At 43.3% G+C, this 17949-nt stretch carries 17 protein-coding genes; 16 read left to right on the forward strand and 1 reads right to left on the reverse strand.

Annotated features, from left to right (window positions below; translation table 11 throughout):
* Positions 1-4: 4 nt before the first annotated feature.
* Positions 5-370, reverse strand: coding sequence for a GntR family transcriptional regulator (locus tag O3622_RS04280; protein ID WP_084944973.1), 366 nt, complete (start codon positions 368-370; stop codon positions 5-7).
* Between the two features lie 140 nt (positions 371-510).
* Here O3622_RS04280 and nrdR point away from each other — a divergent pair, with 140 nt between their 5' ends.
* The 16 genes from nrdR (at position 511) to O3622_RS04360 (ending at position 17880) form a co-directional block, all read left to right on the forward strand.
* Positions 511-984, forward strand: a complete 474-nt coding sequence (gene nrdR, locus O3622_RS04285; protein ID WP_001203676.1) for a transcriptional regulator NrdR — start codon at positions 511-513, stop codon at positions 982-984.
* A complete protein-coding gene (locus tag O3622_RS04290; RefSeq protein WP_000803928.1) occupies positions 985-2148 on the forward strand; it encodes a DnaD domain protein in 1164 nt (387 codons plus the stop codon).
* Positions 2149-3045: a primosomal protein DnaI gene (gene dnaI / locus O3622_RS04295; RefSeq protein WP_000446485.1), complete on the forward strand. Its 897-nt coding sequence runs from the start codon at positions 2149-2151 to the stop codon at positions 3043-3045. It begins immediately after the preceding gene.
* Positions 3042-3755 (forward strand): NADPH-dependent oxidoreductase, encoded by a 714-nt coding sequence (locus tag O3622_RS04300; protein WP_371607081.1) that lies wholly within the window; start codon positions 3042-3044, stop codon positions 3753-3755. The genes dnaI and O3622_RS04300 overlap by 4 nt, the downstream gene beginning before the upstream one ends.
* 13 nt (positions 3756-3768) lie before the next feature.
* Positions 3769-5079, forward strand: coding sequence for a ribosome biogenesis GTPase Der (der, locus tag O3622_RS04305; RefSeq protein WP_001207684.1), 1311 nt, complete (start codon positions 3769-3771; stop codon positions 5077-5079).
* Positions 5080-5306: 227 nt separating this feature from the next.
* The gene (locus O3622_RS04310) at positions 5307-6179 is read left to right on the forward strand and encodes a YgcG family protein (protein WP_049478451.1); all 873 of its coding nucleotides are present in this window, start codon (positions 5307-5309) and stop codon (positions 6177-6179) included.
* A 160-nt stretch (positions 6180-6339) separates the two neighbouring features.
* A complete protein-coding gene (locus O3622_RS04315; protein WP_000812473.1) occupies positions 6340-6936 on the forward strand; it encodes a LemA family protein in 597 nt (198 codons plus the stop codon).
* 132 nt (positions 6937-7068) lie between these two features.
* On the forward strand, positions 7069-7359 hold the full coding sequence (locus tag O3622_RS04320) for a hypothetical protein (RefSeq protein ID WP_371607082.1): 291 nt from the start codon (positions 7069-7071) through the stop codon (positions 7357-7359).
* Positions 7360-7502: 143 nt separating this feature from the next.
* Positions 7503-8273, forward strand: a complete 771-nt coding sequence (locus tag O3622_RS04325) for a DNA alkylation repair protein (RefSeq protein WP_371607084.1) — start codon at positions 7503-7505, stop codon at positions 8271-8273.
* A gap of 115 nt (positions 8274-8388) precedes the next feature.
* On the forward strand, positions 8389-10902 hold the full coding sequence (gene secA, locus O3622_RS04330; protein WP_371607085.1) for a preprotein translocase subunit SecA: 2514 nt from the start codon (positions 8389-8391) through the stop codon (positions 10900-10902).
* 79 nt (positions 10903-10981) lie between these two features.
* Positions 10982-12013, forward strand: coding sequence for a 3-deoxy-7-phosphoheptulonate synthase (locus tag O3622_RS04335; protein WP_000231305.1), 1032 nt, complete (start codon positions 10982-10984; stop codon positions 12011-12013).
* Between the two features lies 1 nt (position 12014).
* Positions 12015-13046, forward strand: a complete 1032-nt coding sequence (locus tag O3622_RS04340) for a 3-deoxy-7-phosphoheptulonate synthase (protein ID WP_000864029.1) — start codon at positions 12015-12017, stop codon at positions 13044-13046.
* A 44-nt stretch (positions 13047-13090) separates the two neighbouring features.
* The gene (acpS, locus tag O3622_RS04345; RefSeq protein ID WP_008278293.1) at positions 13091-13453 is read left to right on the forward strand and encodes a holo-ACP synthase; all 363 of its coding nucleotides are present in this window, start codon (positions 13091-13093) and stop codon (positions 13451-13453) included.
* Positions 13443-14546 carry an alanine racemase gene (gene alr / locus O3622_RS04350; protein ID WP_000648058.1) on the forward strand — a complete coding sequence of 368 codons (1104 nt, stop codon included), beginning with the start codon at positions 13443-13445 and terminating at the stop codon, positions 14544-14546. Before acpS ends, alr begins: the two co-directional genes overlap by 11 nt.
* Positions 14547-14566: 20 nt before the next feature.
* On the forward strand, positions 14567-16582 hold the full coding sequence (recG, locus tag O3622_RS04355) for an ATP-dependent DNA helicase RecG (protein WP_371607087.1): 2016 nt from the start codon (positions 14567-14569) through the stop codon (positions 16580-16582).
* Between the two features lie 317 nt (positions 16583-16899).
* Positions 16900-17880 (forward strand): acetylxylan esterase, encoded by a 981-nt coding sequence (locus O3622_RS04360; RefSeq protein WP_125825782.1) that lies wholly within the window; start codon positions 16900-16902, stop codon positions 17878-17880.
* Positions 17881-17949 lie beyond the last annotated feature (69 nt).

The raw sequence follows: 17949 nt of genomic DNA on the forward strand, positions 1-17949 counted from the left end.
AGTTTTAAACTCCTTTAATATAGTCGCTTAATACATTTGGCAGTTCTTCTTTTTTGTAGCCAAATTGAAGCATGCAAGAGACGAATTGTTGCAGTTTCTCCTCGGAAAGTTGTTTGCGGGACTGAACGATGAGGTCCAAATCCTCGGTGACAAATCGACCAGTTGTCCGCTTGCTGTATACAAATCCTTCACGCTCGAGGTCAGACAAGGCGCGCTGAATGGTATTGGGATTAACCCCAGCCTCACTCGCCAAATCTCTCACGGTTGGGAGCTGTTGATTGGGTTCCAGTTCATGGGAAACAATCTGTAATTTGATTTTTTCCATAATCTGTAAATAAATCGGTTTTGTATTATCAAATGACCAGGACATCATAGTCTCCTTTCTTTGTCTTTGTTGTTCTAATCAAATAATACAATAAAACAAAAAACTTGTCAAGTAAAAATAAGAATTGTTTTGGGAATTGCTCAAAAAATGGTATAATGAAAAGAAAACGACAAGGAGGGAAATGCATGCGTTGTCCAAAATGTGGGGCTACCAAGTCTAGTGTTGTTGATAGTCGACAAGCCGAAGAAGGAAATACCATCCGCCGAAGACGTGAGTGCGATGAGTGTCAGCATCGTTTTACAACCTATGAACGAGTAGAAGAGAGAACACTGGTTGTCGTCAAAAAAGACGGTACACGTGAGCAGTTTTCGAGAGATAAAATCTTTAATGGGATTATCCGCTCAGCCCAGAAGCGTCCTGTGTCAAGTGATGAAATTGGCATGGTGGTCAATCGCATCGAGCAAAAACTCCGTAGTCGCAGTGAGAATGAGATCCAAAGTGAATACATTGGTTCTTTAGTCATGGAAGAATTGGCGGAACTTGATGAGATTACCTATGTTCGTTTTGCCAGTGTTTACCGTAGCTTTAAGGATGTGAGTGAGTTGGAGAGCCTTCTCCAGCAGATCACCCAGTCCTCTAAGAAGAAAAAGGAAAAATAAATGAAGCCAAATGACCGTTTTTCTTTTCTAAAGAATAATCGGGTGTCGCAAGATACCTCTTCTCTGGTGCAGTGCTACCTCCCGATTATCGGTCAGGAGGCACTGAGCCTCTATCTATATACCATTACCTTTTGGGATGGTGGGCAAAAGGAACACCTCTTTTCCCATATCCTCAACCACTTAAACTTTGGCATGCCGACCTTGCTCCAATCCTTCAAAGTCTTATCTGCCTTCGATCTGTTGACCCTTTATCAGAAGGAGAATGTCTATGAATTACAGCTTCATTCTCCCCTTTCCAGTCAAGAATTTCTAAGTCATTCTGTCTATAGCAGATTATTAGAGAAAAAGATTGGGGATACAGCTGTTTCTGCTATGAAGCAGACTCCAAGTGAGGGAGAAGCACTCTCTGTTTCTTTGAGCCAAGTCTTTCCAACCCTGACTGAAGAAGTGACACCAAGCGAGTCTAAAAGCAAGTTAAAAAATGATTTTGACTTGGAACATTTCCAGCGTCTGATGGCTCGAGATGGCTTGCGTTTTGAAGACGAGCAGGCGGATGTTTTGGAATTGTTCGCCATTGCAGATGAAAAAAAATGGACCTGGTTTGAAACCTATCAATTAGCTAAGGCGACAGCTGTAGCTCAGGTTATTTCTGTCAAACGCATGCGTGAAAAGATAGCACAAAAACCAGCTACTTCTGACTTTAGCCCCAAAGAAATGACCATTATCAGGGAAGCCAAAAATAAAACTCCCCTGCACTTTTTAGCCGAAATCAAGCAAACGCGTAAGGGGAACATCACCCAAAGTGAAAGAGAACTCCTTCACCAGATGGCGTCTTTAGGCTTGTTGGATGAAGTCATCAATATCGTCTTGCTTCTAACCTTTAACAAGGTTGATTCGGCCAATGTCAATGAGAAATATGCCATGAAGGTCGCCAATGACTATGCTTATCAAAAAATTCGGACAGCAGAAGAAGCTGTGCTTCGGATTCGAGAGCGTCAGCAAAAAGGCCAAGAAGACAAAAAATTGAAAACTAGCTCGACTAAGACAAATGTTCCCAAGTGGAGCAATCCAGAATATAAAAATCAAACCAGCGAGGAAACTCGTCTGGAACTAGAACGTAAAAAACAAGAAATGTTAGCCCGATTAGAAGAAGGAGGAGACTAGATGGAAAGTGTGGGTGACGTTATCAAACGTCAGACAAGTCGTTTTCAGTATCAGGACTTAGTCCAGCAGATTATGAAAGACCCAGATGTGGCGGCTTTTATCCAGAAAGAATCCCTCAGTCCAGAGGAGTTGAATCGTAGCATCTCCAAGTTCAACCAATATATCACAGAACGTGACAAGTTTCTTCGTGGGGATGCGGACTATATAGCGCGTGGCTACAAGCCTATCTTGGTTATGAATCACGGTTATGCGGATGTGTCTTATGAAGAAACACCAGAACTAATCGCGGCAGAAAAAGAGGCTGCAATTAAGAATCGTCTCAAATTGATCAATCTACCAGCCAGTCTCAAGAAAGCGAAGTTGGCTCAGATTGACCTGGATGATCTAGGACGATTACCGATTTTTGAGAGACTCTATGCCTTTGTTGACCTTTACCCTAGTATCCGAAAAGGTCTCTATCTTTACGGAGATTTTGGTGTCGGTAAGAGTTTCATGATGGCGGCCTTAGCTCATGACCTATCTGAAAAACGTGGAGCATCAACGACGATTCTCCACTATCCAAGCTTTGTCATTGATGTGAAAAATGCCATCGGTGAAGGATCAGTGAAGACCTTGGTGGATGAGATCAAATTAGCAGAAGTATTGGTCTTGGATGATATTGGTGCAGAGCAGTCGACACCTTGGGTGCGTGATGAGATTCTTCAAGTCATTCTTCAGTACCGCATGCAGGAAGATTTGCCGACCTTCTTTACTTCCAACTTTAATTTCCAAGATTTGGAAAAACATTTTGCCAAAGGAAAGAATGGAAATGACGAGACTTGGGAAGCTAGACGGGTCATGGAACGAATCCGTTATTTAGCTGAGGAGACAAGACTAGAAGGAGAAAATCGCCGATGACAGAAACCATTAAACTGATGAAAGCCCATACTTCAGTTCGTCGCTTTAAGGAGCAAGAAATTCCTCAAGCGGACTTGGACGAGATTTTGACTGCTGGACAAATGGCGTCATCTTGGAAAAATTTCCAATCCTATTCTGTGATTCTTGTGCGCAGTCAAGAGAAGAAAGATGCTCTTTATGAATTAGTTCCCCAGGAAGCCATTCGCCAGTCAGCAGCCTTTTTGCTTTTTGTCGGTGACTTGAATCGAGCGGAAAAGGGAGCAATCCTTCATACGGATATTTTCCAACCTCAAGGAGTGGAAGGTCTCCTTATCACGTCTGTGGACGCGGCTCTTGCGGGGCAAAATACCTTGCTTGCAGCGGAGAGTCTGGGATATGGTGGTGTTATCATCGGTTTGGTTCGTTACAAGTCAGAAGAAGTGGCAGTGCTCTTTAACCTGCCTGACTATACCTACCCTGTTTTTGGGATTGCCCTTGGCGTGCCAGATCAACAACACGATGTCAAACCAAGACTGCCTTTGAACCAAGTGGTTTTTGAAGAAGAATACCAAGAACAGCCAGTAGCAGCGATTTTGGACTATGACATAGTTCAGGCAGACTATGCTGGTGCGCGTGCGACAACCTCTTGGAGTCAACGTTTGGCAGAGCAGTTTGGTCAAGCCGAACCTAGTTCAACTCGGAAGAATCTAGAACAGAAAAAGTTATTGTAGAAAGTGAGAAAACATGGCCTTACCAACTATTGCCATTGTGGGACGTCCCAATGTTGGGAAATCAACCCTATTTAATCGGATCGCTGGTGAGCGGATCTCAATCGTAGAAGATGTCGAGGGTGTGACACGTGACCGTATCTATGCAACGGGTGAGTGGCTCAATCGTTCCTTTAGTATGATTGATACTGGAGGGATTGACGACGTCGATGCTCCCTTCATGGAGCAAATCAAACACCAGGCAGAAATCGCTATGGAAGAAGCGGATGTCATCGTCTTTGTAGTTTCTGGGAAAGAAGGGATTACAGATGCGGACGAGTACGTAGCTCGCAAACTTTATAAGACCCATAAACCTGTTATCCTTGCGGTTAACAAGGTTGACAACCCAGAAATGCGAAATGATATTTTTGATTTCTATGCGCTAGGCTTGGGCGAACCGTTGCCAATTTCGTCTGTCCACGGTATCGGGACAGGAGATGTGCTGGATGCTATTGTAGAAAATCTGCCACACGAAGTTGAAGAAGAAAATCCAGACGTGATAAAATTTAGCTTGATTGGTCGTCCTAACGTTGGAAAATCAAGTTTGATCAACGCCATTTTGGGAGAAGACCGCGTGATTGCTAGTCCAGTAGCTGGAACAACGCGTGATGCCATTGATACCCATTTTACAGATGCTGATGGACAAGAGTTCACCATGATTGATACAGCTGGTATGCGTAAGTCTGGTAAAGTCTATGAAAATACGGAGAAATACTCTGTCATGCGTGCCATGCGTGCTATTGACCGTTCTGACGTGGTCTTGATGGTCCTCAATGCCGAAGAAGGTATTCGTGAGTACGACAAGCGTATCGCAGGTTTTGCCCACGAAGCCGGTAAAGGGATGATCATCGTGGTCAACAAGTGGGATACCCTTGAGAAAGACAACCACACCATGAAAAAATGGGAAGAAGATATCCGTGAGCAGTTCCAATACCTGCCTTACGCACCGATTGTCTTTGTATCCGCTCTTACCAAGCAACGTCTCCACAAACTGCCTGAGATGATCAAGCAAATCAGTGAAAGCCAAAATACACGAATTCCATCAGCGGTCTTGAACGATGTGATTATGGATGCCATTGCTATCAATCCAACACCGACAGACAAAGGCAAGCGCCTTAAGATTTTCTACGCTACCCAAGTAGCAACCAAGCCACCAACCTTTGTCATCTTTGTCAACGAAGAAGAACTCATGCACTTCTCTTACCTGCGTTTCTTGGAAAATCAAATCCGCAAGGCCTTTGTCTTTGAGGGAACACCGATTCATTTGATTGCAAGAAAACGCAAGTAAGCCTTGCATATTTTCCAATAAGAATAACTTAAAAGAAGACGAGTATGTCTTCTTTTTTTCTATAAAATAGGTGAAAAAATCCTGTCCAATCGAAGGGAAAATCTGTCATCAAAATTCAATCATTCTCCTAGCTTTTGTAACCTATTTGTAATGAAAATGCACTTTCTTTGTAAAAATCAAAATGCTATAATTCCTTAAATCAATTTTCCTTGATCAGGGAGGTTATTATGAAAAAAAGCAGATTATTTAAACATAGTTTGTTGGTTCGCTTGCTTGGGTTGCTGATGGTCTTTCTCTTCTTGTCAGCATTCACAGCACCTGAAAAACCTGAGTACGGGATCTATGATCCCAATCACTATCTGACTGATGAGACAATCAGACTGATTCGAGGTTTGAATAAGGTAAATAGTCAAAAATCAGAAAAATTCCAGATGGGTGTTTACGTTGTGAAAAGCTTAGATGGAGAAACAATCGAGACTGTAGCCAATGAAACAGCTAGGGCTTGGAAGATTGGCTACTCGGGAGACAATCACGGTGTCTTGATTGTGGTGGCGGTCCAAGATAGAAAATCACGGATTGAAACCAGTAATAATGTGGCCAGTAAGATCACAGACTATCAGACCAATAGATTTTTGAAAACAGCACGACCTTACTTTCAAAAGGGAGACTACAGCAATGGAGTTCTTTCTATAGCAAACAATCTCAACTACATGTTTTATAGTGGATCGAGTACGACTTCTTCAAGTTCTAGAAGTAGTTACGACTATGCTACTAATTCTAGTCGTCTAAGAGAAATTGAAAAGTATACAGCTGAGAGTCGATCTTCAAAACGGAACCGAAAAAGCAGTTCGAGCGACGGAGTTATCGGATTTGGAGTTCTCATTTACTTCATCGTGATGATTATCGGATTTCTATTTGGTGGTCGTGGTGGCGGTTCACGTGGAGATGATTCTGGCGGTGGCTGGTGGGGCGGTGACTCATCAGACTCAGGTTCCTCTTGGTCTGATTCGGGCTCCTCTTGGTCTGACTCAGGCTCCGACTCATCTGGAGGCTGGGACGGCGGTGGCTTTGATGGCGGTGGTTCGTCTGATGACTGGTGAGTGATTATATATTGCTCAAACCGATTTCTCCATACAGTAAGGTGATTCCTTTGCAAGAGTTCACTCCTTAATTAAAAATAAAAACAAAGTTTGGGAAATTGATTTAAAATCTGAGTATTTTCTCAGAAAAGTTGATAAAAGAAAGTGTTAAGGTTTTGATATGAAACAAAATAAAGTAATTCTCTCAATAGTGGCGATTTTCTTTGGACTACTAGTTCTGGGAAGTTGTTCCGCAGTGACGACCTATAATGGTCTGGTTGGTGAACAGACTAAAGTGGAGCAGGCTCAGGCTGATGTCTCGACAGCCCTCCAACGTCGTTCGGACTTGATTGGTAACTTGGTGGAGTCCGTTAAAGGACAAATGAATCATGAAACCGAAGTCTTTACCAAGATTGCGGATGCTAGAGCTAAAATCGGTAGTAGCTCAGTAACTTCGGAAGAAAACCAAAAGGCTCAGGGCGAATTGAGCTCCGCTCTTTCCCGCTTGATTTCCTTGACGGAGAATTATCCAGAACTCAAGAGCAATCAAAATGTTGAGCAACTAATGGTCGAACTTTCAGGCAGTGAAAATCGTATTTTTGTAGCACGCAAGGACTATAATAAGGTTGCAGCTGAGTACAATCAAAAGTTGAGAAGTTTTCCAACCGTGCTTTTTGCGAATATGATGAACTTCAAAGAAGCTGAAACCTTTAAAGAAACGGAAGAAGCCAAGACAGTTCCTAAGGTCGATTTTGGAACATCTTCATCAAGTCAATAAAGTGAATCAGCCTGTGAATAAAGGAATTTCTCTAGTAGGACTAGTGATTTCAAACTCAAACCTGGAAAGCTTTTTCCAGGTTTTTTTGGTATAATAAAAGGGAAGAGACAGTGACTCAAATGGAGGTTTGCTATGGAGAAAACAAAAGCCTTTCTTGAAGCGCACTACAAGAGATATATTCTTACGATTTGCCTTCTCTGGTTCCTCATGTTTTTCCTTCCTTGGGATTGGCAAATAGGAGGAGTTTCAGTATATTATTTCGTTATGAAAAAACTCTTTGTGGTTTTTGGTGTTTTATCTATCCTATACTCCGTGCTGATTAAAAAAATCAGTCTTCTCATCTTTGGCATCATCTTTTGCTTGGCCTTCTGGATCAATCTCTTTTTGTATTTTGGGATATTGCCTGCATTCTTGGGAAATTAAACATTAAAAATTGGTGGACTAGACGAGCTTCTAGTCCTTTTTTCTTTCTTGTTAAAATAGTTGGAGATATGAAAATAATTTTGTTGACGGACTGTCTGTATGATATAATAAGTCCCGTAAAAAGAAGATTAAGGGATTTGAAAATGGCTAAAAAAGTAAAAGATTATTATGACTTGACTTATGCTAGTGATTTGAGTCGACGGTTGCAAAAGGCATCCGTTGCCTTTGATGGACAAAAGTTTAGGCTCTTGTTAGAAAAAGACTTGGAAAATTTGGAGTTTAGCCAGCGTCAAGAACTCTTGGCTAAAAGTATCAAAGATTGCCTTCCCCTATCTTATGAGGACTCTCTCAAGGTTTTTGAGAAAATTTTGGGTCCTGAGCTAGAGGGTGGTTTAGGTATGTTCTCAGAAGGATATTGGCTTTGGCCAATCGGAAAATATGTAGAGCTATTTGGGGACAAGGAATTTGAATTGAGCGCGGCCTTTAGTAAGGAACTAACCAAGCGATTTACTGGAGAATTTTCTATGAGACCTTTGCTGGCTCGCTATCCTAAGGATACAATGGCTTTGCTGTTAGAATGGAGTCAGGATGAAAATTTGCGCGTTCGTAGACTTGCCAGCGAATGTATGCGTATCCGTCTGCCTTGGGCTAAGAAACAAACCGTGGTATTGGATTATTTTGAGGATTTCACCACTATTCTGACCAATCTAAAAGATGATGGAGACAAGTCCATTCAAAAAAGTGTAGCCAATAATCTAAATGATTTGTATAAGGAAGATCCTGATAAGTTTGAAAGGATTCTTCAAACTTGGCAAAAGGAGGAGCTAAGTCCAAGTTGTGCTTGGATCATCAAGCATGCATCTCGAACAAAAAACAAAAAGGTAGCCGCAGAAGATTTATGCAAAAAAAGCTGAATTTTGGCTGGCCTTTTCCGTTGTAAATTAAGGATTCTTTCTTGAAAAATAATGGTAAATATGCTAAAATTAAAAGAACATTCTAAAATATTCAGAATAAAAAGTAAGGAAAATCATGGCTAATATTTTAAAAACGATTATTGAAAATGATAAAGGAGAACTTCGTCGTCTGGAAAAGATGGCTGATAAGGTTCTTAACTATGAGAGCCAAATGGCTGCAATGTCAGACGAAGAACTAAAAGCGAAAACTGACGAATTTAAAGAACGATACAACAAGGGTGAATCGCTTGATTCATTGCTATATGAGGCTTTTGCGGTAGTTCGTGAAGCTGCAAAACGTGTCCTTGGGCTTTTCCCTTATAAGGTTCAGGTCATGGGGGGAATCGTTCTTCACCATGGTGACGTTCCAGAGATGCGTACCGGTGAAGGGAAGACCTTGACAGCGACCATGCCAGTGTACCTCAATGCCCTTGCAGGTAAAGGAGTTCACGTAGTTACAGTCAACGAATACCTAACAGAACGTGACGCGACTGAAATGGGTGAATTGTACTCATGGCTCGGTCTGTCAGTAGGGATTAACTTGGCAGCTAAATCTCCAATGGAGAAAAAAGAGGCTTACCTTTGTGATATTACCTACTCAACCAACTCAGAGATTGGTTTCGACTACCTTCGTGACAATATGGTCGTTCGTGCAGAAAACATGGTGCAACGTCCACTCAACTATGCCTTGGTCGATGAGGTTGACTCAATTTTGATTGACGAAGCTCGTACACCATTGATCGTTTCAGGCGCCAATGCAGTTGAAACAAGCCAACTCTACCATATGGCGGACCACTTCGTGAAATCTTTGGACAAGGACGACTATATCATTGACGTTCAGTCTAAGACGATCGGTTTGTCAGACTCTGGTATTGACAAGGCTGAAAGCTACTTCAAACTAGAAAATCTCTACGACATTGAAAATGTAGCTCTTACTCACTTTATCGACAATGCCCTCCGTGCCAACTATATCATGATTCTCGATATCGACTATGTGGTTAGTGAAGAGCAGGAAATCTTGATCGTCGACCAATTTACAGGTCGTACCATGGAAGGTCGTCGTTACTCTGATGGTTTGCACCAAGCGATTGAAGCAAAAGAAGGTGTGCCAATCCAAGATGAGACTAAGACTTCAGCTTCTATTACCTACCAAAACCTCTTCCGTATGTATAAGAAATTGGCAGGGATGACAGGTACTGGTAAAACAGAAGAAGAAGAATTCCGCGAAATTTACAACATTCGTGTTATTCCAATCCCAACCAACCGTCCAATCCAACGTATCGACCACTCAGACCTTCTCTATGCAAGTCTTGATGCAAAATTCAAGGCTGTTATTGAGGATGTGAAGGCACGTTACCAAAAAGGGCAACCTGTCTTGGTTGGTACAGTTGCCGTTGAAACCAGTGATTATATTTCTAAGAAATTGGTAGCAGCAGGTGTTCCTCACGAAGTCTTGAATGCGAAGAACCACTACAGAGAAGCGCAAATCATCATGAACGCTGGTCAACGTGGCGCAGTTACCATCGCTACCAACATGGCCGGTCGTGGTACCGATATTAAGCTTGGTGAAGGGGTTCGTGAACTTGGTGGACTCTGTGTCATTGGTACAGAGCGCCACGAAAGTCGCCGTATTGATAATCAGCTTCGTGGACGTTCAGGACGTCAAGGAGACCCAGGTGAGTCACAATTTTACTTGTCTCTTGAAGATGATTTGATGAAACGTTTCGGTTCAGAACGTTTGAAAGGTGTCTTTGAACGCCTCAACATGTCTGACGAAGCTATCGAATCTCGCATGTTGACGCGTCAGGTTGAAGCAGCTCAAAAACGTGTCGAAGGAAACAACTACGACACTCGTAAACAAGTCCTTCAATACGATGACGTCATGCGTGAACAACGTGAGATCATCTATGCACAACGTTATGATGTCATTACTGCAGATCGTGACTTGGCACCTGAAATCCATGCTATGATTCGTCGTACCATTGGACGTATCGTGGATGCACATGCACGTTCTAAGGAAGATGAAAAATTAGAAGCAATCTTGAACTTTGCTAAGTATAACTTACTTCCAGAAGATTCAATTAGCCGTTCAGATCTTGCAGGTCTGTCAGACCAAGCTATCAAAGATGAACTTTTCCAACGTGCCTTGAAAGTCTATGATAGCCAAGTTGCTAAGCTTCGTGACGAAGATGCAGTGAAAGAATTCCAAAAAGTCTTGATTCTACGTGTTGTAGACAACAAGTGGACAGACCATATTGATGCTCTTGACCAGTTGCGAAATGCTGTTGGTCTTCGTGGATATGCCCAAAACAACCCTGTTGTAGAATATCAAGCAGAAGGTTTCCGCATGTTTAACGACATGATTGGATCGATTGAATTCGATGTGACCCGCTTGATGATGAAAGCACAAATCCATGAACAAGAACGTCCGCAAACTGAACACAATATCAGTACAACTGCGACTCGTAATATCGCAGCGCAGCAGGCAAGTCTTCCAGAAGATTTGGACTTGAGCCAAATCGGACGAAATGATCAATGCCCATGTGGATCAGGTAAGAAATTCAAGAACTGTCATGGTAAGAGACAATAATATGAGATAAGATACAGGCGGATACCTGGTAAAAATCATTTTTTGCTTGGTGTCCGTTTGCTTTATAAGGAGATGAATCATGGTATTTAAAGCTAAAAGTCCTAAAATTAACATTGAAGAAGTTCGCGCCTTGTCTAAATTAGAGGGAGCGGCTCTTGCGAGAAAAAATCAACGTGATCAGGAATTGGAAGCCATCATCCGTGGGGAAGACCAGCGTATTCTCTTGGTGATTGGACCATGTTCATCTGATAATGAAGAGGCGGTTCTCGAGTATGCCAAGCGTCTATCTGCTTTGCAAGAAGAGGTCGAAGACCGTATTTTTATGGTCATGCGTGTCTATACGGCTAAACCTCGTACCAATGGAGATGGCTATAAGGGCTTGATTCATCAGCCAAATGCGACAGAAGCACCTAGCTTGATTAATGGGATCAAGGCTGTTCGCCAGCTCCACTACCGCGTGATTACCGAGACGGGTATGACAACAGCGGATGAGATGCTTTATCCTGAAAATCTTCCGTTGGTGGATGATTTGATTTCTTATATGGCTGTTGGAGCTCGTTCTGTAGAGGATCAACAGCACCGTTTTGTAGCGAGTGGGGCAGATTTTTCAACAGGATTTAAAAATCCAACATCTGGAAATCTCAATGTTATGTTTAACGGGATTTACGCAGCGCAAAATAAACAGAGTTTCCTTTTCCTCGGAAAAGAGGTGGAAACAACAGGGAATCCATTATCCCACGCCATTCTTCGCGGTGCCTTGAATGAATACGGGAAAAATATTCCCAACTACTACTATGACAATTTGATGGATACCATTGATCAGTATGAAAAGATGGGCTTGGAAAATCCATTTATCATCATCGATACCAATCATGACAATTCAGGCAAGCAGTACATGGATCAAATCCGTATCGTTCGTCAGACCTTGATTAACCGTGACTGGAATGAGAAAATCAAGAAATACGTTCGTGGTTTTATGATTGAGTCCTATCTGGAAGATGGACGTCAAAATGAGCCAGAAGTTTTTGGCAAGTCTATCACGGATCCTTGTCTAGGATGGGACAACACAGAAGCACTTGTTCGCGAAATTTACCAAACGCTAGGAGAGTAAGATGGCATTTATCGAAAAAGGTCAAGAAATTGATATTGAAGCAATCAAGGCTGCGACCCAGTTGTCACCTGAAGCCTTGCGAAAGAAAGAAGCCCGCGATAGAGAGTTAGCAGCTATCATCTCGGGTGAGGATGATCGAATCCTTTTGGTGATGGGGCCTTGCTCTTCTGACAATGAAGAAGCAGTACTCGAATATGCTCGTCGCTTAGCAGACTTGCAGAAAAAAGTTGCGGATAAAATCTTTATCGTGATGCGTGTCTATACGGCTAAACCTCGTACCAATGGAGATGGCTATAAGGGAATGATTCATCAACCAAATACCAGCGAAGCGCCTAGTCTCATCAATGGTTTGCAGGCTGTTCGTCAGCTACACTACCGTGTGATTACGGAGACGGGCTTGACGACAGCTGATGAGATGCTTTATCCGTCAAATCTCGTTTTGGTTGATGATCTGGTCAGCTACCATGCTGTAGGGGCTCGTTCAGTGGAAGACCAGGAACACCGCTTTGTAGCCTCTGGGATTGATGCTCCGGTTGGGATGAAAAATCCAACATCTGGAAATCTTGGGGTCATGTTTAATGCCATCTATGCGGCTCAAAACAAGCAAACCTTCCTTTACCATGGCCAAGAAGTGGAAACTTCAGGAAATCCTTTGGCCCACGTTATCCTTCGTGGTGCCATGAACGAATATGGTAAAAATGAACCCAATTTCTACTATGAAACCCTCTTAAATGCCATCAATCGCTATGAGACTATGGGACTTGAAAATCCTTTCATTATCATCGATACCAATCATGACAATTCAGGCAAGCAGTATATGGAACAAATTCGCATTGTTCGTCAAGCCTTGCTGAATCGTGACTGGAATGAAAAGATTAAAAAGACGGTTCGAGGCTTTATGATCGAATCTTACCTAGCAGACGGTCGCCAAAATCAACCAGAGGTCTTTGGTTACTCCATAACTGACCCTTGTCTAGGTTGGGAAAATACAGTAGCCTTGGTAGAAGAAATTTATACTACCTTAACAAAATAAGTGAAAAGGATGGAGTTGGGGGAATCTCAGCTCCTTTTATGAGTATGATAGTTGGACACGGAATTGACATCGAAGAATTGGCTTCGATAGAAAACGCAGTTACACGACGTGAGGGCTTTGCTAAGCGCGTGCTGACCCCTAAAGAAATGGAGCGTTTTACCAGTCTCAAAGGGCGCAGACAGATCGAATACTTGGCAGGCCGCTGGTCGGCTAAGGAGGCCTTTTCCAAGGCTATGGGGACAGGAATTGGCAAGCTGACCTTTCAGGATTTGGAAGTTTTGAACAATGAACGAGGAGCTCCCTATTTTAGTCAGGCACCATTTTCAGGAAAAATTTGGCTGTCAATCAGCCATACAGATCAGTTTGTGACAGCCAGTGTCATTTTGGAGGAAAATCATGAAAGCTAGTCCACATAGACCAACCAAGGCTCTGATTCATCTGGGAGCTATTCGACAAAATATTCTGCAAATGGGGGCTCATATCCCTGAAAGAACGCTCAAGTGGGCAGTGGTCAAGGCCAATGCTTATGGTCATGGAGCTGTTGCCGTTGCGATGGCGATTCAGGATGATGTTGATGGATTTTGTGTTTCCAATATTGATGAAGCTATTGAACTTCGTCAGGCTGGACTCAGCAAGAAAATCCTCATTCTAGGTGTATCTGAGTTAGAAGCTATTGGCCTAGCTAAAGAATACGACATCACCTTGACAGTGGCTGGACTGGAGTGGATTCAAGCTCTCTTAGCTAGGGAGACAGATTTATCTGGCTTAACGGTTCACCTCAAGATTGACTCAGGGATGGGACGAATTGGTTTTCGAGAAGCCAGCGAGGCTGAGCAGGCTCAAGCCTTGCTCCAACAACACGGTGCTCGCGTTGAGGGGATTTTTACCCACTTTGCTACTGCAGATGAAGAATCAGATGCCTATTTTAATACCCAGTTAGAACGATTTAAAGCTATTTTGGCAAGTATGAAGGAAGTCCCAGAGCTGGTTCATGCCAGCAACTCGGCAACGACCCTCTGGCATGCAGAGACTATTTTCAATGCAGTCCGTATGGGAGATTCCATGTATGGTCTCAATCCAAGTGGAGAGGTTCTGAACTTGCCTTATGATTTGACACCAGCCTTGACCTTGGAATCTGCTCTGGTTCATGTCAAGACAGTTTCAGCTGGAGCTTGCATGGGATATGGAGCAACTTATCAAGCGGATAGCGAGCAAGTCATCGCGACGGTGCCAATCGGCTATGCGGATGGTTGGACACGAGACATGCAGAATTTCACTGTCTTGGTAGATGGTCAAGCTTGCCCAATCGTCGGACGAGTATCTATGGACCAAATCACTATTCGGCTGCCTAAGGTTTACCCACTAGGAACAAAAGTAACCCTGATCGGCACAAACGGTGACAAGGAAATCACAGCAACTCAGGTAGCGACCTACCGTGGAACCATTAACTATGAGGTGGTTTGTCTCCTCAGTGACCGCATTCCGAGAGAATATCATTAAACTAAAGAAAGGAGTAGAGCATGAATCTACACCAACCCTTGCATGTCTTGCCTGGTGTGGGACCAAAGTCAGCAGAGAAATACGCCAAACTAGGAATTGAAAACTTGCAAGACCTCTTGCTCTACTTTCCTTTCCGTTATGAAGATTTCAAGACCAAGCAGGTGCTAGAGTTGGAAGAAGGCGAAAAGGCTGTTCTGTCTGGTCAGGTAGTGACTCCTGCTAGTGTCCAGTATTATGGTTTCAAGCGCAATCGCCTGCGTTTTAGCCTCAAGCAGGGAGAGGTCGTTTTTGCGGTGAATTTTTTTAACCAGCCCTATCTGGCTGATAAGATAGAGTTGGGTGCAACTCTTGCTGTCTTTGGGAAATGGGACCGTGCCAAGGCCAGTCTGACTGGGATGAAGGTTCTGGCTCAGGTGGAAGATGACCTCCAACCTGTTTATCGTCTGGCTCAGGGAATCAGTCAGGCCAGTCTGGTTAAGGTCATTAAGACAGCTTTTGATCAGGGATTGGACCTCTTGATAGAGGAAAATCTTCCCCAGTCTTTACTGGATAAATACAAACTCATGTCCCGTTGCCAGGCTGTTCGCGCTATGCATTTTCCTAAGGATTTGGCAGAATACAAGCAGGCCATTCGCCGGATCAAGTTTGAGGAACTCTTTTACTTCCAAATGCAATTGCAGACGCTCAAGTCTGAAAATAGAGTTCAGGGAAGCGGTCTGGTTCTGAATTGGTCCCAGGAAAAAGTGACAGCCGTTAAAGAAAATCTGCCTTTCGCCCTGACCCAAGCTCAGGAAAAGAGTCTGCAGGAGATTTTGACCGACATGAAGTCCGACCATCACATGAATCGTCTCCTGCAAGGAGATGTGGGGAGCGGAAAGACGGTGGTTGCTGGCTTGGCTATGTTTGCTGCAGTGACGGCTGGCTATCAGGCAGCTCTCATGGTACCGACAGAAATCCTTGCGGAGCAACACTTTGAGAGTTTACAGAACCTTTTTCCAGACTTGAAACTCGCTCTCTTGACAGGTTCCTTAAAAGCTGTAGAAAAAAGAGAAGTTTTAGAGACCATTGCCAAGGGTGAGGCTGATTTGATTATCGGAACACACGCTCTGATACAGGATGGGGTTGATTATGCTCGTCTTGGTTTGATTATCATCGATGAGCAGCATCGTTTTGGTGTGGGCCAAAGGCGTATTTTACGGGAAAAAGGGGACAATCCTGACGTTCTCATGATGACGGCGACGCCCATTCCACGGACGCTGGCTATCACAGCCTTTGGAGATATGGATGTTTCCATTATTGACCAAATGCCAGCAGGGCGGAAGCCTATTGTGACGCGCTGGATTAAGCATGAGCAACTGGCTCAAGTCTTGACTTGGTTAGAGGGAGAAATTCAAAAAGGTTCGCAAGCCTATGTTATCTCTCCCCTGATTGAAGAATCTGAAGCTCTGGATCTGAAAAATGCCATTGCCTTATCTGAGGAGTTGACGGCTCATTTTGCAGGTAAGGCTGAAGTAGCTCTTCTACATGGTAAGATGAAGAGTGATGAAAAAGACCAGATCATGCAGGAATTCAAAGAGCAAAAAACGGATATTCTGGTTTCGACGACGGTTATTGAGGTTGGGGTCAATGTTCCCAATGCAACCGTCATGATTATCATGGATGCCGACCGCTTCGGTCTCAGTCAGCTTCACCAGCTCAGAGGTCGTGTTGGTCGGGGGGACAAGCAGTCTTATGCTGTTCTCGTAGCTAATCCCAAGACGGATTCTGGGAAAGATCGCATGCGCATCATGACAGAAACCACCAATGGATTTGTCCTTGCGGAGGAAGATTTGAAAATGCGTGGTTCTGGTGAGATTTTTGGAACCAGACAGTCTGGGTTACCAGAGTTTCAAGTGGCGGATATTATTGAAGATTTTCCGATTTTAGAAGAAGCTAGAAAGGTTGCCAGCTACATTAGTTCGATAGAAGACTGGCAAGAGGATCCAGAATGGCGCATGATTGCTCTCCACCTAGAAAAAAGAGAACATCTGGATTAAGCCTTTTCTAAGAAATCTATAAGCTAGCTTTTAGGTTTGGGCCTTATACTAGAGTCATCAAAAAGAAACGAGGACTCTCACATGACGATTAAAGTAACCTACCAAAAGAAATTCCAAACCGTCAAACTAGAGAAAGGAGCTAGCACCTATTGATACACAGAGAGCGGAAACGCTCTTTTTATTTTTAAAAATACTTTCAGACGATAGGTTTGAGGAAAGAGAATCTAAAATCACTTTCTATTTATCTTTCTTTCTTGCATTGCCTTCCTAGATATGCTAGAGTTATGATAGCGATTACAAAATAAAAGGAGCATGCTATGAAACATCCAGCTTTGTTAGAAGAAATCAAGACCTATCTAGGACGGGATGAGGTGCCAGAAGACTTTGATGCCTTCTGGGATGAAGAGGTCAAAAAAGTTTCATCTCTTCCAGCCTACCAGTTGGAGGAAAGAGATTTCCATATTCCCCAAGTCAAGTGCTATGAGCTAAACTTTGAGGGAACAAATGAAGGCAAGGTTTATGCACGTGTCATTCTTCCAAAGAGTGAGGAGAAAGTTCCGTTAATCTTCCACTTTCATGGCTATATGGGACGTGGCTGGGACTGGGCCGACATGCTGGCCTATACTGTGGCTGGTTACGGTGTTGTTTCCATGGATGTGCGGGGCCAGTCGGGCTATTCGCAAGACGGCTTGCGCTCTCCACTAGGAAATACGGTGAAGGGGCATATCATCCGTGGTGCTGTGGAAGGTCGGGAACATCTCTTTTATAAGGATGTCTATCTGGATATTTACCAGTTGATTGAAATTGTTGCTAGTCTACCTCAGGTGGATGAGAAAAGACTTTCTAGTTATGGTGCCTCACAAGGAGGGGCTTTAGCTTTGGTTGCAGCAGCGCTCAATCCTCGGATTCGGAAAACAGTTGCCATCTATCCCTTCTTGTCAGACTTTAGACGAGTGCTTGAGATTGGCAATACCAGTGAAGCCTATGATGAACTCTTCCGATATTTCAAGTTTCACGATCCCTTCCATGAAACAGAGGAGGAAATCATGGCGACTCTTGCCTATATCGATGTGAAAAATCTTGCCCATCGCATTCAAGGTGAGGTCAAGATGATTACAGGCTTGGACGACGATGTTTGCTATCCTATTACCCAGTTTGCGATTTACAACCGCCTAACTTGCGACAAGGCCTATCGCATCATGCCTGAGTATGCTCACGAAGCCATGAATGTTTTTGTCAATGACCAAGTTTATAACTGGCTCTGTGGCAGTGAGATTCCTTTTAAATATGTGAAATGATGAATGAGAGAGCCCAGGAGCTCTCTTTTTTATGTCCAAAACCTGAAAGTACTTTTAGAAAATTTAAAA

Origin of the sequence: Streptococcus sp. 27098_8_51, assembly GCF_041432205.1 — a bacterium.
Lineage (GTDB): Bacteria > Bacillota > Bacilli > Lactobacillales > Streptococcaceae > Streptococcus.